At 66.2% G+C, this 20578-nt stretch carries 15 protein-coding genes; 2 read left to right on the top strand and 13 right to left on the bottom strand.

Features of this window, described 5'->3' with window-relative positions:
* The first annotated feature begins 74 nt into the window (after positions 1–74).
* Positions 75–1064 (top strand): zinc-dependent alcohol dehydrogenase family protein, encoded by a 990-nt coding sequence (locus ACQ5SA_RS03925; RefSeq protein WP_230111898.1) that lies wholly within the window; start codon positions 75–77, stop codon positions 1062–1064.
* Between the two features lie 84 nt (positions 1065–1148).
* Here the strand turns inward: ACQ5SA_RS03925 and ACQ5SA_RS03930 are convergent, their stop codons facing one another.
* The 7 genes from ACQ5SA_RS03930 to ligA form a co-directional block, all read right to left on the bottom strand.
* Positions 1149–3680: a membrane-bound PQQ-dependent dehydrogenase, glucose/quinate/shikimate family gene (locus ACQ5SA_RS03930; RefSeq protein ID WP_499312797.1), complete on the bottom strand. Its 2532-nt coding sequence runs from the start codon at positions 3678–3680 to the stop codon at positions 1149–1151.
* Between the two features lie 130 nt (positions 3681–3810).
* On the bottom strand, positions 3811–6525 hold the full coding sequence (gene gyrA / locus ACQ5SA_RS03935; RefSeq protein WP_230111894.1) for a DNA gyrase subunit A: 2715 nt from the start codon (positions 6523–6525) through the stop codon (positions 3811–3813).
* A gap of 233 nt (positions 6526–6758) precedes the next feature.
* Complete coding sequence (gene mtnA / locus ACQ5SA_RS03940; RefSeq protein WP_205405934.1) at positions 6759–7823, bottom strand: S-methyl-5-thioribose-1-phosphate isomerase; 1065 nt, start codon at positions 7821–7823, stop codon at positions 6759–6761.
* A 46-nt stretch (positions 7824–7869) separates the two neighbouring features.
* A complete protein-coding gene (locus ACQ5SA_RS03945) occupies positions 7870–8601 on the bottom strand; it encodes a DUF3011 domain-containing protein (RefSeq protein ID WP_499313331.1) in 732 nt (243 codons plus the stop codon).
* A gap of 137 nt (positions 8602–8738) precedes the next feature.
* Positions 8739–9695, bottom strand: coding sequence for an EF-P lysine aminoacylase EpmA (gene epmA / locus ACQ5SA_RS03950; RefSeq protein ID WP_499312800.1), 957 nt, complete (start codon positions 9693–9695; stop codon positions 8739–8741).
* Positions 9692–10177: a GNAT family N-acetyltransferase gene (locus tag ACQ5SA_RS03955; protein ID WP_499312802.1), complete on the bottom strand. Its 486-nt coding sequence runs from the start codon at positions 10175–10177 to the stop codon at positions 9692–9694. Before ACQ5SA_RS03955 ends, epmA begins: the two co-directional genes overlap by 4 nt.
* A gap of 51 nt (positions 10178–10228) precedes the next feature.
* Complete coding sequence (gene ligA, locus ACQ5SA_RS03960) at positions 10229–12694, bottom strand: NAD-dependent DNA ligase LigA (RefSeq protein WP_499312804.1); 2466 nt, start codon at positions 12692–12694, stop codon at positions 10229–10231.
* Positions 12695–12882: 188 nt separating this feature from the next.
* Between ligA and ACQ5SA_RS03965 the strand changes: the two genes are divergently transcribed.
* Positions 12883–14007, top strand: a complete 1125-nt coding sequence (locus tag ACQ5SA_RS03965; protein ID WP_499312805.1) for a pyridoxal phosphate-dependent aminotransferase — start codon at positions 12883–12885, stop codon at positions 14005–14007.
* Between the two features lie 77 nt (positions 14008–14084).
* Here the strand turns inward: ACQ5SA_RS03965 and zipA are convergent, their stop codons facing one another.
* From zipA to ACQ5SA_RS03995, 6 genes are all read right to left on the bottom strand, one after another.
* Complete coding sequence (zipA, locus tag ACQ5SA_RS03970; protein WP_353098600.1) at positions 14085–14822, bottom strand: cell division protein ZipA; 738 nt, start codon at positions 14820–14822, stop codon at positions 14085–14087.
* A gap of 46 nt (positions 14823–14868) precedes the next feature.
* Positions 14869–18372 (bottom strand): chromosome segregation protein SMC, encoded by a 3504-nt coding sequence (gene smc, locus ACQ5SA_RS03975; RefSeq protein WP_499312807.1) that lies wholly within the window; start codon positions 18370–18372, stop codon positions 14869–14871.
* A gap of 401 nt (positions 18373–18773) precedes the next feature.
* A complete protein-coding gene (gene rplI, locus ACQ5SA_RS03980) occupies positions 18774–19226 on the bottom strand; it encodes a 50S ribosomal protein L9 (protein ID WP_089236101.1) in 453 nt (150 codons plus the stop codon).
* Positions 19227–19331: 105 nt separating this feature from the next.
* Positions 19332–19562: a 30S ribosomal protein S18 gene (gene rpsR, locus ACQ5SA_RS03985; protein WP_002804494.1), complete on the bottom strand. Its 231-nt coding sequence runs from the start codon at positions 19560–19562 to the stop codon at positions 19332–19334.
* An 11-nt stretch (positions 19563–19573) separates the two neighbouring features.
* Positions 19574–20011, bottom strand: coding sequence for a 30S ribosomal protein S6 (gene rpsF, locus ACQ5SA_RS03990; protein WP_025876882.1), 438 nt, complete (start codon positions 20009–20011; stop codon positions 19574–19576).
* 224 nt (positions 20012–20235) lie between these two features.
* On the bottom strand, positions 20236–20574 hold the full coding sequence (locus ACQ5SA_RS03995; protein WP_499312808.1) for a HesB/IscA family protein: 339 nt from the start codon (positions 20572–20574) through the stop codon (positions 20236–20238).
* Positions 20575–20578 lie beyond the last annotated feature (4 nt).

Consider the following 20578-nt stretch of genomic DNA (forward strand, 5'->3'; position numbering starts at 1 on the left):
TTCGCCGGCCACGCGCACAGTAGCGCTCTGTTCCCCCTGCCCGGCCACCGCCGGCGTTCCCTTTGGAGACCCCCATGACCCAGGTTGTCCGCATCCACGCCTATGGCGACGCCGATGTGCTGCGCGTTGACGATATCGACGTACCCGCTCCTGCCGCCGATGAGATCCAGATCCGGGTCAAGGCCATCGGCCTGAACCGCGCCGAGGTGATGTTCCGCAACGGCGCCTATCTGCAGCAGGCAGAGTTCCCAAGCCGCCTGGGCTATGAAGCGGCGGGCCTGGTTGAAGCCGTAGGCAGCGCGGTGACCGGCTTCGCTGCAGGCGATGCCGTCAGCGTCGTGCCGCCGCTGGATATCGCCCGCTGGGGCACCTACAGCGAGCTGGCCAACGTGCCGGCGCGGCTGGTGGTGAAGCATCCGTCGTCGTTGGGCTTCGAGCAGGCCGCTGCGGTATGGATGCAGTACGTCACCGCCTGGGGTGCGCTGCTGGAGCAGGCCAAGCTGGCTGCCGGCGATTTCGTCATCATCACTGCAGCGTCAAGCAGCGTTGGCCTGGCCGCCATCCAGATCGCCAATGCGGTGGGCGCAACGCCGATCGCGGTAACCCGTGGCCCGGGCAAGCGCCAGGCGCTGCTCGATGCCGGCGCCGCTCATGTCATCGCCACCCAGGAGCAGGACCTGGTGGCCGAAGTTGCTCGCATCACCGCAGGTGCTGGCGCGCGCGTGGTGTTTGATCCCATCGGTGGTCCGCAGTTCGTGCCGCTCACCGAGGCGATGGCACGCGGCGGCATCCTGCTGGAGTATGGCGCGCTGAGCAGCGAGCCGACGCCGTTCCCGCTGTTCAACGTATTGGGCAAGTCGCTGACGCTGAAGGGCTACCTGTACTCGGAAATCGTGTCCGATGACGCGGCGCTGGCGCGTGCGAAGGCGTTCATCGTCGACGGCCTGGACAAGGGCGTGCTGGTGCCGCTGATCGCCAAGGTGTTTACGTTCGCGCAGATCCAGGACGCGCACCGCTACCTGGAATCGAACGAGCAGATCGGCAAGGTGGTGGTTACGGTTTAACCGGTTACGCGATACCCCTGTGGCGTTCGGAATGTGCCCACAGGGGGCGCCGCTGCTGACCGAGGGTGTTGCCTGCCCTGCGGCTCACCGCGGCAACGCATACGCCATCACGTAATCCCCGGCCGGCGTCTCCATGAAATGGTGGCCGCCGGCCATGATCACCACGTACTGTCGCCCGCCCTGCTCGTACACCATCGGGTTGGCCTGGCCGCCCGCCGGCAGCTTGGTGTGCCACAGCTCCTTGCCGGTCTTCAGGTCGATGGCGCGCAGCAGGTCGTCGGTCGCTGCGGCGATGAAGATCAGGCCACTGGCGGTCACCACCGAACCGCCATTGTTCGGCGTGCCGATCTCAATGGGCAGGCCGGAGCGGATGCCGAACGGGCCGTTGCCGCGTGCGCTGCCGAACGGCCGGTCCCACAGCAGTTTGCCGCTGCGCAGGTCGATCGCACGGATGCCGCCATAGGGCGGCTGCTTGCACAGCAGGCCGGTGAACGGCAGCCGCCAACCGGCGTTGACGTCGATGCCATAGGGCGTGCCCACCTGTGGGTCCCCTGCCCCTTCGGCACCACCCCTATCAGCGCGGACCTGCTCGCGCGGCAGCCAGCCTTTACGGTCGGCCTCGGCGCGCGGCACCAGCCGGTTGTAGTTGGGCATGTCGTTGTAGTTGGCCACGATCACGCCACGTCGCGTATCGATGGCCACACTGCCCCAGTCCGAGCCACCGTTGTAGCCGGGGTATTCGATGGAATGATGGTCGCTGCTGGGCGGCGTGTAGAACCCCTCGTAATGCGCCTTGCGGAACTGGATGCGGCAGACCAGCTGGTCGATGGGGGTGATGCCCCACATGTCCCGCTCGGTCAGCGCATCGTCGCGCCGCAGCGTGTGGTACAGCGAAAACAGCTGGGTCGCGGCGCGCTGCTCAGGCTCTACACCGCCCTGCGGCACCTTGCGCTCTTCGGCCGGGGTCAGCAGCTGGCCGTTGCGACGGTCGAGGATGTACATATCGCCCTGCTTGGTGGGTAGCAGGATCGCCGGCACCTTGCCCGATGCCGTCGGGTAGTCGATCAGGCTGGCCTGCGAACCCAGGTCGTAATCCCAGACATCCTTGCGCACCGCCTGGAAATGCCAGACCGGCTTGCCCGTGGCTACATCGATGGCGACCAGCGAGGTCGCGTATCTGTTCTGGTTTTCCGTGCGCGAGCCACTCCAGTAGTCGCCCGCGGCATTGCCCATCGGCAGGTACACCAGGCCCAGCGCTTCATCACCGGTCGCGGTGGTCCACATGTTCGGTGTGCCACGCGTGTAGGTCTGCTCGCGCGGTGGCAGGCCGCTGCGCTCGGGCTGGTCCATGTCCCACGCCCAGCGCAGCTTGCCGCTGACCGCCTCGTAGGCCTGGATGACGCCGGAGGGCGCGTCGCGGCGCTGGCCATCCAGCACCTGGTGGCCGGTGACGATGACGCCGCGGACGATCGCCGGCGGCGAGGTGATCGATACGTAACCCGGTGGCACCTCGCCCATGCCCAAGGTGATGTCGACCTGGCCGTTGTTGCCGAAGTTGGCGCAGGGGCGACCGCTGTCTGCATCCACCGCGATCAGGCGGCCGTCCAGCGTGCCTTCGATGATGCGCGCGCTGCAGGCGGCGCGGCTGCCGGGTGCAGCGCTCCGGCTGGTACGGGTCGGCGGTGGTGCAGGCAGCGCGAGATCGGCGGCCACGTCAGCCAGCGCGGCATCGGCGAGGGTCGGTGCGCTGGGCTGTTCGTAATAGGACACACCACGGCAAGCGGCCGTGTACGGGATCGAGGCATCCTTCACCTTTGGATCGAACCGCCATAGTTCCTTGCCGTTGCCGGCATCGAGCGCGATCAGCTGATTGCGGGCGGTGCACAGGTACAACCGATCACCGATCTTCAGTGGCGTGGTTTCCGCCCCCCAACGCTTCTTCGGCAGGTCGCCGGTGCGGAACTGCCATGCCAGTTGCAGGCTTCCCACGTTTTCAGGGGTGATCTGCTGCAGCGGCGAATAGCGGGTGGCCGCATTGCTGCGCCCCCACGCTGGCCAGTCGCCCTCCGCCGGCTGGTCGGCCGGCTGCAGACCGGTGGTATCACGGGTCGGATCGAGCCCGGCGCTGACCGCGGGCTCCGGGAACGGCTGATGCCCGTCGACCAGGCCATGGGGAGCGAACGCGAGGCCGAAGGCAGCCACGAACACCAGCATCAGCACAGCGGCCACGCTGCGTGAAAGACGCTTGGGTACCGGCGCCTGCAGGGTCGGCGTCAGCAACGCCAGGACGATGCCGAGCGCCGTCACCAGGCCCAGCCGTGGCACCCAGCGCCAGTAATCGCTTCCCGATTCCCACCAGGTCCACAGCAGGCTGCCGAGGAAGACCAGTGCATACAGCAGCGCACCGCTACGGCGATTGCCCCACAACAGGATGCCGCACACCAGCAGGCCCAGGCCGGCGATGGCGTAGGACCACGAGCCCCCGAGGCTGGCCAGCCAGCCACCGAGCCCGCCGATGATCAGGCCGAGCACGATCAGCAACAGGGCGAGGACGGTGATGAGCGGGTGGCGGGCCGTGGGCGTTGCGGCGGACGCGGACTGCGGCGTGGCGGACATCGACGATCTCCGGGGGCAGCATGCGCCCTTATGCCACCGTCACCGTGAAGTGCGTGCGTATTTTCGATCGCAGACACGACGACGCCGGCGCAAGGCCGGCGTCGTCGGGTACCTCAGTGTCGCGGCAGGATCACTCCTGCGCGGCGTCCTCGCTGCTGGCAGCAGCCGGTGCGCCGTCGGTCGCGGCCGGGGTGGCGGCAGCCACCTCGTCCTCGTCCTCGTCGATCGAGGCATCCATGCGCTCCACCGCCTGCAGCTTCTCGTCCTTGGACAGGCGGATCAGGGTCACGCCCTGGGTGTTGCGGCCGACGCGGCTGATTTCCGAGCCACGCGTACGCACCAGGGTGCCGCCGTCGGAGATCAGCAGGACTTCATCGTCCGTACCCATCAGCACCGCGGCGACCAGCTTGCCATTGCGCTCGGTGGTCTGGATGCCGATGACGCCCTGCGTGCCACGACCCTTGCGCGGGTAGTCCGGCAGCGGGGTGCGCTTGCCGTAGCCGTTTTCGGTGGCAGTGAGGATGTAACGCAGGTTGGCGTCGTCGGCACCTTCGATCAGCGCATCGCCGGTGGCGATGGCTTCCTCGACACCGTTGTCGTCCTCGTTCTCATCCTCGATGCCGCCAGCACTCTCGGCCACGATCAGGCTGACCACTTCCTCGCCGGCCGGCATCTTGATGCCACGCACGCCGGTAGCGGTACGGCCCATCGAGCGGACCTTGTCTTCACCGAAGCGCACGGTCTTGCCGTTGGAGGCGAACAGCAGGATGTCGCGCTCGCCATCGGTCAGGCCGACGCCGACCAGGGCATCGCCCTCGTCGAGGTTGATCGCGATCTTGCCGCGGGCCAGACGGAAGGCGAACTCGCCCAGCGGAGTCTTTTTGACCGTACCGTTCTTCGTGGCGAAGAACACGAACTGGCCATCGGCGTACTCGCGCACCGGCAGCACGGCCTGCACGCGTTCGCCGGGCTCCAGGGGGATCCAGTTGATGATCGGACGACCGCGGGCGTTGGAACCGGCTTCGGGTAGCTGGTACACCGGCAGCCAGAACACCTTGCCCGAACTGGTGAAGGTCAACAGCGTGTCGTGCGTGTTGACCAGCCACAGCTGTTCGATGAAATCCTCTTCCTTGGTCGACGCCGCGCTGCGGCCACGTCCGCCACGGCGCTGCGCGCGGTACACGCTCACCGGTTGGCGCTTCACGTAGCCGGCGTGGGAGACGGTGACCACCACGTCTTCCGGGGCGATCAGGTCGAGGATGTCCAGATCTTCTTCGCTGTGGCGGATCTCGGTACGGCGCTCGTCACCGAACTCGGCACGCACGTTGATCAGCTCTTCGCGGATTACCTGCAGCAGGCGGTCGGGATCTTCCAGGATATGGATCAGCCCGGCGATCACTTCCAGCAGCTGCTTGTATTCCTCGGTCAGGCGGTCCTGCTCCAGCCCGGTCAGGCGGTGCAGGCGCATTTCCAGGATCTGGGTCGCCTGGATCTCGGTCAGCTGGTAGCCGCCTTCGATCAGGCCCACACCCTTGGGCAGGTCATCGGGACGCGAGGCTTCGGCACCGGCGGCGCCGAGCATCGAACCGACCAGGCCCGGCTCCCACAGGCGCGCAAGCATGCGCTCGCGTGCTTCACCCGGGTTCGGCGAGGTCTTGATCAGTTCGATCATCTCGTCGATGTTGGCCAACGCAACCGTCAGGCCTTCCAGCACGTGGGCACGGGCGCGCGCCTTGCGCAGCTCGAACACGGTGCGGCGGGTGACCACTTCGCGACGGTGGCGGACGAAGGCCTCCAGCATCTGCTTGAGGTTCATCAACTGCGGGCGGCCGTCGACCAGCGCCACCATGTTGATGCCGAACACCGACTCCATCTGGGTCTGCTGGTAGAGGTTGTTGAGCACAACCTCGGCCGACTCGCCGCGCTTGATTTCGATGTAGATGCGCATGCCGTCCTTGTCGGACTCATCGCGCAGCTCGCTGATGCCTTCGATCTTCTTTTCCTTGACCAGCTCGGCGATCTTCTCGATCAGACGCGCCTTGTTCACCTGGTAAGGAATTTCAGTGACGATGATCGATTCGCGGCCGTTGTCGGCCACTTCGACATCCGCCTTGGCACGGATGCGCACGCGGCCACGGCCGGTGCGGTAGCCGGCGATGATGCCGGCGGTGCCGTTGATGATGCCTGCGGTCGGGAAATCCGGGCCCGGGATGAACTCCATCAGGCCGTCGATATCGATTTCCGGATTGTCGATCAGCGCGATGCAGGCATTGATCGATTCGGTGAGGTTGTGCGGCGGAATGTTGGTCGCCATGCCCACCGCGATACCGGCCGAACCATTGACCAGCAGGTTCGGGAACCGGGTCGGCATGACCGTCGGCTCCAGTTCCTTCTCGTCGTAGTTGGGCTGGAAATCGACGGTTTCCTTGTCGATGTCCGCCATCAGCTCATGCGCGAGCCGCGACATGCGCGCCTCGGTGTATCGCATCGCCGCGGCGGAGTCGCCGTCGACCGAACCGAAGTTACCCTGGCCATCGACCAGCATGTAACGCAGCGAGAACGGCTGTGCCAACCGCACCAGCGTGTCGTACACCGACTGGTCGCCATGCGGGTGGTACTTACCGATGACGTCACCGACGATACGTGCCGACTTGAAGTAGGGCTTGTTGCTGTGCGCGTTGAGTTCATTCATCGCAAACAGCACACGACGATGCACCGGCTTGAGGCCATCGCGCGCATCTGGCAGCGCGCGCCCCACGATCACGCTCATGGCGTAATCGAGGTAGCTCTTGCGCATCTCGTCTTCCAGGTTGACCTGGATGATTTCCTTGGCGGTTTCTGCCATTCGGGTTCCGTTGTCTGGTAGCGGTCCAGTCCGGCGCATCCACCCGGGGGCGGTCGTGCCGGAACCTCGATTCAACCGCTGGATTCTACCACACGGGGCCGTTTTCCGCCCGCTTTTACGGTGATTTTACCGGCACAAATCAGGAACTTAGGGGTTTGCCGGGCAGCGACCGGCGCTACCGGGGCTGGGGTCGGAGCCCTTTCCTGTGGAAAGGGCTCCGACCCCGTGCCGCATCAGCCGCCGAAGGCGGCGCGCATGTTCTCCGCGGTCGGGTTCAGGATCACCCCCCGCTCGGTCACGATGGCATCGATCAGCTCGCCCGGGGTGACATCGAACACCGGGTTCCAGGCAGCGATACCCTCGGCCACGGTGCGGGTGCCGCCCACGCCGTACAGTTCGCCCGGGTCGCGCTGCTCGATCTCGATCTGGCTGCCGTCCACGGTATCCATGTCCACCGTCGAGGACGGTGCCACGACCATGAACTTCACCCCGTGGTGGCGGGCCGCGATGGCCAGCTGGTAGGTGCCGATCTTGTTTGCGGTATCGCCGTTGGCGCAGATCCGGTCGGCGCCCACGATCACCCACTGCACGGCACCGGTCTTCATCAGGTGCGAAGCGGCCGAGTCGGCGATCAGCGTCGCGTCGATGCCATCCTGCTGCAGCTCCCACACGGTCAGGCGCGCACCCTGCAACCACGGCCGGGTCTCGCCGGCGAACACCCGGGCAATGCGGTCCTGGGCCATGCCGGCGCGGATCACGCCCAGCGCCGTACCGAAGCCGGCGGTGGCCAGCGAACCGGTGTTGCAATGGGTCAACACGCCGCTGCCGGCCTCGATCAGGCCGGCACCGAGGGCGCCCATATGACGGTTGGCGGCCAGGTCTTCTTCAGCGATGGCCTGTGCTTCAGCCTCCAGCAGCGCCTTCCAGTCAGCACCGGCGGCACTCAGGCAACGTCGCATGCGTGCCAGCGCCCAGGCCAGGTTCACCGCAGTCGGGCGTGAGGCGTTCAGTCGCTGCAGCGCTGGCTCCAGCTGCTGCAGGGCATGCGCGCCGTCCGCGGCCTGCACATCACGTGCGGCCAGCACCACACCCCAGGCGGCGGCGATGCCAATGGCCGGCGCACCGCGCACGGTCAGGGCGTGGATGGCGGCAGCCACCTCATCGCTGTCATGGCAGGCCACATGCTCGACCACGAACGGCAGCTTGCGCTGGTCAAGCAGTTGCAGGGTATCGCCGGTCCACAGGATCGGGCGGATGTGGTCGTAGCGGGCGTAGTCGAGGTCGGTGGCGGTATTCATGGGCCCATTGTAGGGCCACGCCACGCGCGGATGGACCCGTCGGAACTCAGTTCACCGAGAATTCGGCGCGGCAGCCGCCGTCAACCCAGATGCCGTTGCGGTTCCAGCCCCAGGTACTGCCTTCCTCGCATGGGGTACTGGAAAGCTGGTTGGAAATGGTGGCGCTGGTGGAGATGCTGGCGCCACAGAAGCGGCGCTTCTTGGACTTGGATTCGCAGGTCAGCCGGCGCGGCATGTCGACGAAACGGCCCTGCTCGTCGGCCACCTCGAAGTCACCCTGGCACCCCCGGGTGGTCCATACCTCATTGCGCTTGTAGCCCCAGCCCTGCCCTTCCCGGCACGGCAGCACCGACAGCTGCCGCAGCAGCCGCACCGGCGCACCGTCCAGGCGTACCGGGCAACTCTGCGGGCGACCGTTGGACTCACAGCGCACGACCCGCCGCACCAGACGCTTGCGACCCTCGGCCGAGGGCACAGCACCATTCTCTGCACGGCGCGCGCGGAACTCGGCGCGGCAGCCCAGGGTCACCCACACGCCACTGCGGTCGGTGCCCCACTCGCTGCCACGGATGCAGCTGTTGCTGGACAACTGGCGGATCAGGTCGACGCCGTTGCTGACGTCGATATCACAGTGCACCCAGCCCATGTCACGGGATTCGCAGGTCACCACTTCGCTGTCATAGCCAAGCGACTGCGCCGATGCGGTCGACGGAAGCAGGCCACCCCATATCGCCACGGAGTACATCGGTGCCGCTACGACCGCAAACCACTTGACCAAAGCCTTCCCCATGAATGGATGAACCACGACGCAAGTGTGCGGTATCGACTGTGATAAGAGCATCATCGTGCTTGCTGAATCAAGCGCGGAAAAGCGCGTTTTCGTTCAGCCTGCCAGGTCCATGGGAAATCGTCGGGTCATGCGTTGGCGAAATCGAATGCAAGTACATCTGCAATGCGCGGTGTACGGTGCATCGCCATCAACAGGCGATCGATGCCAACGGCAACGCCGGCACAGTCGGGCATCAAAGGCAGTGCCTGCAGCAACGCTTCATCCAATGCGGGCTGTACCTGTCCGCGCGCGTGGCGGCGCTGCAGGTCATGCTGGAAACGCACGCGTTGTTCAGCCGCATCGTTCAGTTCGTGATAACCGTTGGCCAGTTCCACCGTGCCCAGGTACAGCTCGAAACGCTCGGCCAACGGCGGTGTGCCGGCGCGGATGCGCGCCAGTGCCGCCTGGCTGGCGGGCCAGTCGTGGACGACGGTCATGACCCCGTCATCGAAATGCGGTTGGATACGGTGGGTCATCAACAGATCCAGCCAGTCATCGCGGGTCAGGCCCACCGGATCGATGTGCACCTCACCCAGCGCGGCGCGCAGCGCTGCCTCGTCGGCATCGAACGGGTCCACGCCTGCGTGCTGCTGGAACAGTTCGCGATAGCTCAGCACACGCAACGTCGCGCTGCGTCCCACCAGCGCCAGTGCCTGCCCCACCAGTTCTGCGGTTTCCTGCAGCAGCCGATGGTGGTCCCAGCCAACCCGATACCACTCCAGCATGGTGAACTCGGGATTGTGGCGGCCGCCCGCTTCGCCGTTGCGGAACACCCGGCCCAGCTCATAGCAGTCGCCCACGCCGGCAGCGAGCAGTCGCTTGAGCGGAAACTCCGGCGAGGTGCGCAGCCAGCGGCGGCGACCGCCCGCATCGACGTGACCGCTGAAATCGGTGTGGAAGCTGTCGATGTTCGGCTCGGTGTTGCCGGCCACCGACAGGATCGGCGTTTCCACCTCCAGCACGCCACGCTCGGCAAAGAAGCGCCGCACCAGCGCATTGAGGGTAGAGCGCTGTTGCAGGCTGCGCAGCAGCGCCTCGCTCACAGGATGCCCTCCGGGCGTGAATGGTCCAGCGGCAGGGTCAGCAGATCGCGGGTGTCATCGATGTAGCCGCTGGCCAGATACAGGCGGCGCGCCAGTTCGTTGTGATGATTGACCTCCAACCGCAGCCGGCTCACGCCGCGCCCCCGCGCGCGCTGTTCGCAGATGGCCAGTGCCCGCTTGCCACGGCCACGGCCGCGTGCGCGATGGCTGAGATAGAGCTCGTCCAGCAGCATGAAATGGCCGCCCTGCTCCAGGCTGAAGCCCATCGCGATCACCGCATAGCCGACGACGGCTGCGGCCTCGTCCAGCCACAGCAGCACTTCACCGTTGCGCGGATCAGCCAGCAGCGCATCGACACCACGGCGCACGCGCGCATCGTCGAATTCGATCTTGTCTTCGGCGTAGAAATCGCGCATCAGCGCGATCAGCAGTTCCTCGTCGGCACGGGTGGCCAGGCGGAAATCCAGCGGAGCGGTCTGCATCAGTGTTCCTCTGCGGTTGCGTGCCGGGCGCCTGCGCACCCGGCCGGTTCATCATTCGTGTTCGGCGAGGTAGGCCAGCAGGCGCTCTTCATCCCACACCGGAACGCCCAGCGCTTGCGCCTTGTCCAGCTTGGAACCGGCCTCGGTGCCGGCCACCACGAAACTGGTCTTCTTCGAGACGCTGCCGGATACCTTGGCCCCCAGCGCCTCCAGGCGCTCTTTGGCGGTATCGCGATTGAGCTGGGCCAGCGTGCCGGTGAGCACCACCGTCTGCCCGTCCAGCGGGCCTGCCACCACTTCGGCCAGGGCCGGTGCACTGGCCAGGATGTGTTTCATCTCCACTTCGGCCGCCAGCAGCATCGCGCCATGGCCCTCGCTGTCCAGCCAGTCGGCGACGCCGCGCGCGGTGTCATCGGGCAGGCCGGCGTTGACGAACTGGCCGTGCTCGGCGTCCAGCACCGATTGTGCGCTGGGCAGTGCGGCGACCAGCTTCTCGGCACGCAGGCGGGTGATGCCGGGAATCTCCGCTTCAACCAGCAGCTGGGCCAGGTCAAGACCTTCGCGCAGCTTTGCGCTCGGCGGGTGCACGTCGCTGATACGTACCTGCCCCACCTGCAGCAGCGCATCGATGGCCTGCTGGTTGCCTTCCTGTTCGAAGAAGTGGCCCAGCGAGCGCGCCACCTCGCCACCGATATCCGGCACGCGCTTGAACAGCGGCCACGGCAGACGACGGATCAACGCCAGATCGCCAAACCACTGTGCCAGTGCCTTGGCGGTGCTCTCGCCAACGTGCTCGATGCCCAGCGCGAACAGAAGTCGCTCCAGCGTCGCATCACGGCTGGCGTCGATCGCAGCAATCAGGTTGTCCGCCCACTTGGTGGCGATCTTCTTCGTATTCCATTCGAAGGCTGCCGGCTGCGCCAATGCCTGCGCACGCCATCCGGCATCGTTGCCATCCAGCTTCAACACGGCGTTGAGCACCGCGCCGCTGCCTTCGGCCGGCAGGTGCAGTTTCAGGCTGGCTGCGAGTGCCGAAGGGTCTTCAGCATCAAGCACCAGCTTCAGGTGCAGCAGCTGGTCACGGGTGAGGCGGTACAGATCGGCCACGCTCTTGACGATGCCGGCGTCCACCAGGGTTTCGATGTACTTGTCGCCAAGGCCGTCGATATCCATCGCCCGTCGCGAGGCGAAGTGGGCGATGGCTTCCTTGCGCTGCGCCGGGCAGGACAGCTCGCCCGAGCAGCGCCACGCGGCGGCCCCCTCCTCGCGCACGATCTCCGAGCCGCACACCGGGCAGCTGGTCGGCATCTGCCAGGGCGTGGTGCCCGCAGGGCGTCGGTCGAGGATGACGCTGACCACTTCCGGGATCACATCGCCAGCACGGCGCACGATCACGCTGTCACCCACACGCACGTCCAGCCGCGCGATCTGGTCAGCGTTGTGCAGGGTGGCGTTGGAGACGATCACCCCAGCCACCGCTACCGGCGCAAGACGTGCCACCGGGGTGGCAGCACCGGTGCGGCCGATCTGGATTTCGATGGCCTCCAGGGTAGTGCTCTGTTCCTGCGCCGGGAACTTGTGCGCGATGGCCCAGCGCGGTGCGCGCGAAACGAAGCCCATGGTCTGCTGACCGGCGCGGTCATCGAGCTTGTAGACCACGCCATCGATATCGAATGCCAGGCTGTCGCGACGCTCGCCGATGTCCCGGTAATAGGCCAGCAGGCCGTCGCTGCCCTCCACCACCTTGCACAGGTCGCTGACCGGAAAGCCCCATTCGCGCAGCTGTGCCAGCGTGCCCGAATGCGTGTCGGGCAGCTCACCGCCCTGCACGTCACCGGTGCCGTAGGTGAAGAAACTGAGCCTGCGCTGCGCACTGATCTTCGGGTCAAGCTGGCGCAGCGAACCGGCCGCGGCGTTGCGCGGATTGGCCAGCACCTTGCCGCCGTGCAGGCGCGCGCGCTCGTTGTAGGCCTCGAAGTCGGCGCGGGCCATGTAGACCTCGCCGCGCACTTCCAGCACATCCGGCCAGTCCTTGCCTTTCAGACGCTTGGGGATGTCGCCGATCTCGCGCAGATTGGCGGTCACATCCTCACCGGTGCTGCCATCGCCACGGGTGGCGCCCAGCACGAAATGGCCATCCTCGTAACGCAGGCTGATCGCCAGGCCATCCATCTTCGGTTCGGCGGAAAAACGCAGGGTGCCGCGGCGCAGACGCTCATCAATGCGGCGCACGAAGTCGGCGACTTCCTCATCGCTGAAGGCATTGGACAGCGACAACATCGGCACCGCATGGGTGACTTCGGCGAAGCGTCCCGACGGGCGGGCGCCCACCTGCTGGGTCGGGCTGTCGGCACGGGCAAGATCAGGATGCTCGCGCTCCAGCGCCTCCAGCTCACGCACCAGACGGTCGTAGTCGACGTCAGGGATCTCCGGCGCATCCAGCTCGTGATAGGCACGATTGGCCTGGGCGATCTGCCGGCGCAGGTCTTCGGCACGTTCGGCGGGGCTGGTGCTCATCGGAATCCGCGGGTTCTGGGATGGCCGGGAATTCTACCGCGCCTGCGCGTCAGCCCCTGTCTGTAGCGTCGAGCCAGGCTCAACGGGCGGCGAACAGCAGTCGAGCGTGGCATCGGCTCTACCCAACCGCTTGCCGGCAATCACTGCCAGCGCTAGCGTGCGTCGGTCGCCCTTCCGGAACCGCCCCTGTGACCTTGCCCGCCTCCCGCCGCCACTTCCTGCAACTGGCCGGCGCCGGCCTCGCCCTTGCCAGCAGCGGCCTGCCTCGGTCGGCCCAGGCACAGCCAGCGGCCGTTGCCGCGCCAAACGCCGATGTGGGCGCGGTGCTGCTGAACTTCAACGAATGCCCGTATGGCCCCTCGCCCGCTGCCCAACAGGCGGCACGCGACAGCATCGCCAGCTGCGGCCGTTACCGCTTCGCCTTGGCCGGTGAGGTACGCGACGCGTTCATCGCCCAAGCCGGAATTCCCGCCAACCACGTGCGCCTGTATCCGGGCTCCAGCGAACCGCTGAACCGTGCGGCGACGCTATGGACCGGCCCGCAGGCGGGCCTGGTGGTGGCCGACCCGACCTTCGAGACATTGGGTGAGATGGCAGCCGCGCGCGGCGCCCATGTGCACAAGGTGCCGCTGCGCAGCGATGGTGCGCACGACCTGCGCGCGATGGTGGCCGCCGCACACGCGCGACCGACCGGCCTGCTGTACGTGTGCAATCCCAACAATCCCACCGGCTCGATCAGTCCCGCCGACGAACTGGCCTGGCTGCTGGCCAACAAGCCGGCAGGCACCCGCGTGCTGCTGGACGAGGCCTATCTGCAGTACAGCGAACAGCCCAGCCTGATTGCACAGGTGGCCCAACGCGATGACCTGATCGTGCTGCGTACCTTCTCCAAGCTGTACGGCATGGCCGGCCTGCGCCTTGGCGTGGCGGTGGCACATCCCGAGCGCCTGCGCGAGCTGGCCAGCCTGGGCGAGAATCCGCTACCGGTGCCTGCCCTGGCGGCGGCACTGGCCAGCCTGCGTGACCCGCAGCTGATTCCGCAGCGACGCCTGCAGAATGCCAAGGCCCGGCAGGCCACCATCGTCTGGCTGGGCAAGCGTGGCTTCGACTGCCTGCCGACGGAAGCGAACTGCTTCGTGGTGGATGTACAGCGCGACGGCGCTGCCTTCGCCAAGGCCATGGCGGACAACGGCGTGGTGATCGGCCGCAGCTGGCCGATCTGGCCGCAGCGCGTGCGCGTGACCGTGGGCACCGAGGAAGAGATGGCGCGCTTCCGCAGCGCGTTCGCGAAGGTGGCGGGCGTACCGGCGTAGATCGCATCCACGCATGACGTGGATCTACTGGTCTGGTGGGTGCCGACCGTTGGTCGGCACGCCAGGACCTGCTGCGCTTACCAGCGCGGGGTCTTGGTCAGCGGCGGGGCCTGGTGCTGGCGGTCATAGGCGCGCAGCTCATCACGGATATGGGCGATGCGCTGGCGACCAAGCGCGTTGCGGCCATCATCCAATACCACACCATCCAGCAATTCGGCCATGCGCTGCACGGTCGGCAGCATCTTCTCCCAGGCATCCAGCGCAGTCAGCGGCGCCGGCAGGGTCAGGAAGAAGGCGATGGCCGGGGTTTCCATGGCGCGGATGTTGCCCATGTCGAAGCTGCCCGGCTTCATGATGCTGGCCATCGAGAAGATCGGGCCCCGTTCGGGATGACCCTCGACCAACCTGTGGAAGACATTCATGTGGCCAAACACCAGGCCGGTCTTTTCCGCTGCCACGACAATGTCTTCGCCGCGCAGTTGTTCGCCGGCGCGGGCGGCCACGAACAGCGAAACGATCTTGTCGAAATCCTGGGTCGCGCGCTTGCCCAGGTCGTTGGCCGCGCCATCGACGTCGGACAGTCCCAGTTCGGCCTGCTCGACCGCATCGCCCATGCCAGGCTCGACGCGACCGTCGGCCACGGGCACGCCATCCTCGCCCAGCACCGGCTCGCGGCGCTCGCCGCTGGTCGATTCGGCGCTGTCCAGACGACGGCCCTGGGGCTTCTTCTTCGGACGGCCAAACAGGAAGATCGCAGCGACCAACAGCAGGCCGGCGGCCAGGATGCCGATGCGCAACAGTGCCGTGTCGGACATTCGTTAGGTTCTCCGGCTAGTTCATTCAGGTAACTAGGATGGCACGTCAGGCCGCGCCCGCCAATCGCGCGGCTTCTTCCAGGTCCACGCTGACCAGGCGGCTGACGCCCGGTTCGCGCATCGTCACGCCCGACAACTGGTGCGCCGCTTCCATCGTGGCCTTGTTGTGGCTGACGAACAGGAACTGCACCTTCTCGCTCATTTCCTTGACCATGTTGGCCAGGCGGCCGACGTTGGCTTCATCCAGCGGCGCGTCCACCTCGTCCAGCAGGCAGAACGGCGCCGGGTTGAGCTGGAAGATCGCAAACACCAGCGCCACGGCGGTCATCGCCTTTTCACCACCGGACAGCAGCGAGATGCTCGACACCCGCTTGCCCGGGGGGCGCGCCATGATGGTCACACCGGTATCGAGCAGGTCTTCGCCGGTCAGCTCCAGGTAGGCGTGGCCGCCGCCGAAGAGGCGCGGATACAGCGCCTGCACCCCGGCGTTTACCCGATCGAAGGTGTCCTTGAAACGGCCACGGGTCTCGCGGTCGATCTTGCGGATCGCATCTTCCAGAGTCTCCAGCGCCGTGGTCAGATCCATGTGCTGGGCGTCCAGATATTCCGAGCGCTGCGATGCTTCGCCATATTCGTGGATCGCGGCGAGGTTGACCGGCTCCAGCCGGCGCATGCGGCCATCGATCTGGTGCACGGCTTGTTCCCAGTCGCCCAGGCGCGCCTCTTCGGGCAGCGCGTTGACCACATCCTGCAGCACAAAACCGGCCTTCTCCACTGCGCCCTGCAGGGTTTCGGCACTGAGCACCAGCGCCTGCTGGTCCAGCTTGCGCTGCGAAATACGCTCGCGCTGGGCCAACGCCTGCTCGTCGCGCTGGTGGCGGGTCTGCTCGTAATTGCGCAGTTCGGCGTCGATGCCATCCAGCAGAGTGCGCGCTTCGGTCAGCACGCGATCGGCACGCACACGCTCTTCCAACGCGTTCTGGTGCTCGGCCTGCAGTGACTCGACCGGTGTATCGCCTTCGTCCAGCTGCGAATGCAGTTCGCCCAAGCGGGAATCAAGCTGGCCACGCTGGGTGCTCATGCGTTCCAGCGCCTGGCTCAACGACGCCACCTGGGCCCGCTGCGATTCCAGGGTCAGCGCCAACGCGTGCGAACGCTCGCGTACCGCGCGGGCGGCGTCGCGGGCCAGATCACGCGCCTCGGTCAACTGACGGCGTTCGCCCTCCAGGCCCTGCCGGTTCGACTCCAGGTCGCCCATGCTGTTGACCGCATTCTCCAGCCGCGAACGCGCTTCCCGCGCCTGCTCGCGATTGATGTCCAAGGTCTCCAGCAACTGGCTGAGCTCGCCTTCGATGCGGTCGATGCGTGTGCGTGCCGCCTCGACCTTGCCCTGCTGGCCCTGCAGCTGGCCGGCCAGTTCGGACACTGCACGGTGCGCCAGGTACAGCGCCCGCTGCGCATCCTCGCGCTGCTGTTCGGCCGCCAACAGATGCTCACGGAAACCGGCCAGCTGTTCTTCCAGCTCGGCTTCGCGCGATTGCAGCTGCTCGATCTGCTCGCGCAGCTCGTTGATTTCGCGTTCGCGCAGCAGCGCGCCCTGCTTCGCGGCGCCGGAGCGCGATACGCGCACCCAGCCCTCGCCCAGGCGTTCGCTGCCCTGGGTGATGATGGAATCGCCCTCAGGCAGGCTGGCCTGCAGTGCATTGGCTTCGGCCAGGTCGCGCGCGCCGTGCAGGCGCGCAAGCAGGCGACGGATCGGCGCCGGGCCGCGCACGCGTGCAGCCAGCGAGGTCGGTGCAACCTTCAGGTCCGCGCCGTCATTGGCGACCAATGCGATGCGGCCCTCGCCCAGCTCGCCCAATGCATCGACCAGGCTGGCCGGGTCATCGACCAGTACGCCTTCGATCAACTGACCGAGAGCGCTTTCCACTGCGTTTTCCCAGCCGGCATCGACGTCCAGGCGCTCGCCCACGCGCGCGGCCGAATCCAGGCCACGCGATTTCAGCCATGCCACCGCCGCGCCCTGCTCCTGGCCGAGTGCGGCCTGCTGCAGAGTTTCCAGCGAGGACAGCCGCCCGCGCAGACCATTGACCTGCTTGCGCAGCTCTGCCAGCTCGTTCTGGCCGCTGCGCTGCTGCTCCTGCACGGCGGCGACACCGTGCTTGCGCTCCTCGACCTGTTCGGTCAGTTCATCCAGCGCGGTCTTCTGCGTGTCGTGCTGCAGGTGCAGTTGTTCGAAGACTTCATCCAACGCATCCACGTCCAGGCCTGCGCGCTCGGCCGCCAGTGCTTCGCGGCGACGATCGGCATCAAGGATCTGCTTGTCCAGGTAGTCCACGCGGGTGCGCTCGACCTCACCTGCGCGCGAGGCTTCCGAACTCTGCGAAGTGTGCTGCTCCCAACGTTGCTGCCAATCGGACAGCCGCGTTTCGGCCTCACGCAGGCCTTCCTGCTTGATCTCGTTCTCTTCCTGCAGCTCTTCCAGCTGCGGGGTGGCCGCATCGACCGCTTCGCGCAGCACCATCAGCTTGGCTTCGTCACCACTGATGTGCTGGCCCAGTTCGGCCAGCGCCTGGCGGGTTTCATCGCGCGCCTTGTGCAGGCGCTGCGACAGTTCGCGCTGGTGCTGGATCTGCTGTTCGAGACGGGCCAGCGTGCTGCCCACCTGGTAGACCTCGGCCTGCGCGGCGTTGAGCGAATCGGCGGCCTCCTCGCGGCGCACGCGCGAGGTCTCGATCCGCGCCTCGGCGTCACGCTGGTCGGCGATCAGCTGCTGCAGCTTGGTTTCTTCCTGAGACAGGCCTTCGCGCAGCTTGGACAGGCGACCATCCAGGCCGCGGTACTCCAACGCCTTCCACTCCGCGTCCTTGACCCGGCGCTCTTCCTGCAGCGCCTGGTACTGCTCGGCCTGTTTGGCCTGACGCTTGAGGTGTTCGAGCTGCTTGGTGATTTCATCGCGCAGGTCGCCAAGGCGATCCAGATTCTCGCGCGTGTGGCGGATGCGGGTTTCGGTTTCCTTGCGGCGCTCCTTGTACTTGGAGATGCCTGCAGCCTCTTCCAGGTACACGCGCAGGTCTTCCGGGCGCGCCTCGATGATCTGGCTGATCATGCCCTGCTCGATGATCGAGTAGCTGCGCGGGCCCAAGCCGGTGCCGAGGAACAGGTCGGTGATGTCGCGGCGGCGGCACTTGGTGCCGTTGAGATAGTAGTTGCTGCTGCCGTCGCGGCTGACTGTGCGCTTGACCGAGATCTCGTTGAACGAGGCGTACTCGCCGGAAATCGTGTGATCCGAGTTGTCGAAGATCAGCTCGACGGTGGCCTGCGAAACCGGCTTGCGGGCGTTGGAACCGGAGAAGATCACGTCGGTGAGCGAGTCACCACGCAGGCGGCTGGCCGAGCTCTCGCCCATGACCCAGCGCACGGCGTCGATGATGTTTGACTTGCCGCAGCCATTGGGGCCCACCACGCCGGTCATGTTGGTCGGCAGGTGCAGCGTGGTCGGATCGACGAAGGACTTGAAACCGGACAGCTTGATCGTGGAAAGACGCATGGCGTGATTGGGTTCCGGGCAAGGGCCTTACGGCCACCACCATAGTGGATGTCAGGTCAGCCAGCACCTCAAGCCCTTGATTTCAAAAGAATTCAACAAGGCCAAGGGTGACGCAATGGAATGAGTATAGCGGGGCGAATGTTCCACGGGCGGGATGACCGGGGGAGGAAGCTCCGCGCTCATGCCCGCCCCTACTCTCCGGCGTCGCCGCTGGCCGCCCGGGACACCGACCCGTGTCCGGAAAATGAGAGCAACGTGTTGATATTCATGGATTCATCCTGAATCCGCCGGCACATGCGTCACCCGCCAAACACTGGCCCGGCCGGGTCGCCTTCGCCCAAAACAAAACGGGCACCCTTGCGGGCGCCCGTTCTGGTGATACCAGGCCTTGCGGCGTGGGATCAGGCCTTTTCGGCTTCAACCACGACCTTGACGGTGGTCTCGACGTCCGCGTGCAGGTGCACCAGGACTTCGTACTCGCCAATGTTGCGGAAGGCGCCTTCGCCCAGGATGACTTCGCTCTTGCTCAGCGGCAGGCCGGCAGCGGTGAAGGCATCGGCGATTTCGCGCGCGCCGACCGAGCCATACAGCTTGCCTTCGGTCGAAGCGTTGGCGGCGACGGTCACGCTCGCGCCTTCCAGCTTGGCCTTGCGGGCTTCAGCGTCGGCGTGGATGGACTGGGCCTTGGCTTCGTAATCAGCGCGCTTGGCTTCAAACTCGGCCTTGTTGCTCTCGGTGGCCGGAACGGCCTTGCCCTGCGGCACGAGGAAGTTACGGCCGTAGCCCGGCTTCACGTCGACCAGGTCGCCGAGGTTGCCGAGGTTGGTGACTTTCTGCAGGAGGATCAGCTGCATGGTATTGCTCCAGATAAGTTATTCGTTAGCGAGGCGCGGGCCCCGCAACAAAGGCTGTCCGAATAGCTGGCACAGCGGGGGCAGCGCGAAGCTGCCCCGCCGGCATCAGACGTCGTGGTTGTCGGTGTACGGAATCAGAGCCAGGAAGCGAGCGCGCTTGACGGCGGTCGCCAGCTGACGCTGGTACTTCGACTTGGTACCGGTGACGCGGCTCGGCACGATCTTGCCGTTCTCGGTCAGGTACTGGCGCAGGGTGTTGAGATCCTTGTAATCGATCTCCTTGACACCTTCAGCCGTGAACTTGCAGAACTTGCGGCGACGGAAGAACTTGGACATGTCAGTGCTCCTTAGGCGGCCGAAGCGGCGTCGTCGCCGGCATCGTTGTCAGCGGCGGGGGTGGTTTCGCCTTCTTCGTCATCACGACGACGACGCTCACCACGCTCGGGCTTGTCGCCCTTCTCGTCCTTGCTCTTCATGATCAGCGACTGCTCGGTGTCAGCCTCGTCACGCTTGATGACCAGGTTGCGCAGCACGGCGTCGTTGAAGCGGAAGCTCTCGGTCAGTTCGGTCAGAACAGCCTGGTCGACTTCGATGTTCAGCAGCACGTAGTGCGCCTTCACCAGGTTCTGGATCGGGTACGCCAGCTGGCGGCGGCCCCAGTCTTCCAGACGGTGGATGGTGCCGTTGCCGTTCTCGACCAGCGACTTGTAGCGCTCGATCATGGCCGGGACCTGCTCGCTCTGGTCCGGGTGGACCATGAACACGATTTCGTAATGACGACTCATGTTTTTCTACCTTTCGGATGTGGCCTTGCGGCCGGACAGCCCCCCGCCGTTGATACCGCGGTGGGGCAAGGGATCCTGCCAAGGAGGCAGGAAGCCGCGCATTATGGCGCAGATGGGGGGGCTGGGCAACCGGTGGGTAACCGGGCCAGCTGAACCGGGGGCACCCTGCTCCCGTGCCGACCAAGGTCGGCAGCTACCAAAGCGGGGCCTGGCCCCGCCAGCACTCAGGCCTTGTCGGCGTCGGTGGTGAAGCTCTCGCCGCAGCCGCACTCCGCGGTGGCATTCGGGTTGCTGAACGTGAAAGTCTCGCTCAGGCCGTGCTTGCCGAAGTCGATCACGGTGCCGTCCACCAGGGCCAGGCTCTTGGCGTCGACATAGATCTTCACCCCGTCCTGGTCGAACACGGTGTCGTCCGCGCGCTCGTTGCGCGCCAGGTCGGTGATGTGGCCCCAGCCCGAACAGCCGGTCTTGGTCACGCCAAAACGCAGGCCCAGCGCGCCGGGGGTCTGGGCGACGAAGCGCTGCACGCGCTCGAAGGCAATAGGGGTCAGGCTGACAGCCATGGTG

This window comes from Stenotrophomonas indicatrix, from assembly GCF_050573115.1.
Classification (GTDB): domain Bacteria; phylum Pseudomonadota; class Gammaproteobacteria; order Xanthomonadales; family Xanthomonadaceae; genus Stenotrophomonas; species Stenotrophomonas lactitubi_A.

Bases quoted from the DNA above. Each gene is read 5' to 3' on its own strand.
- gyrA (WP_230111894.1), bottom strand. From the start codon at position 6,525: ATGGCAGAAACCGCCAAGGAAATCATCCAGGTCAACCTGGAAGACGAG.
- smc (WP_499312807.1), bottom strand. From the start codon at position 18,372: ATGCGTCTTTCCACGATCAAGCTGTCCGGTTTCAAGTCCTTCGTCGAT.
- ACQ5SA_RS03955 (WP_499312802.1), bottom strand. From the start codon at position 10,177: ATGCAGACCGCTCCGCTGGATTTCCGCCTGGCCACCCGTGCCGACGAG.
- ACQ5SA_RS03925 (WP_230111898.1), top strand. From the start codon at position 75: ATGACCCAGGTTGTCCGCATCCACGCCTATGGCGACGCCGATGTGCTG.
- rplI (WP_089236101.1), bottom strand. From the start codon at position 19,226: ATGCAGCTGATCCTCCTGCAGAAAGTCACCAACCTCGGCAACCTCGGC.
- rpsF (WP_025876882.1), bottom strand. From the start codon at position 20,011: ATGAGTCGTCATTACGAAATCGTGTTCATGGTCCACCCGGACCAGAGC.
- ligA (WP_499312804.1), bottom strand. From the start codon at position 12,694: ATGAGCACCAGCCCCGCCGAACGTGCCGAAGACCTGCGCCGGCAGATC.
- mtnA (WP_205405934.1), bottom strand. From the start codon at position 7,823: ATGAATACCGCCACCGACCTCGACTACGCCCGCTACGACCACATCCGC.
- ACQ5SA_RS03995 (WP_499312808.1), bottom strand. From the start codon at position 20,574: ATGGCTGTCAGCCTGACCCCTATTGCCTTCGAGCGCGTGCAGCGCTTC.
- rpsR (WP_002804494.1), bottom strand. From the start codon at position 19,562: ATGTCCAAGTTCTTCCGTCGCCGCAAGTTCTGCAAGTTCACGGCTGAA.
- ACQ5SA_RS03930 (WP_499312797.1), bottom strand. From the start codon at position 3,680: ATGTCCGCCACGCCGCAGTCCGCGTCCGCCGCAACGCCCACGGCCCGC.
- zipA (WP_353098600.1), bottom strand. From the start codon at position 14,822: ATGTCCGACACGGCACTGTTGCGCATCGGCATCCTGGCCGCCGGCCTG.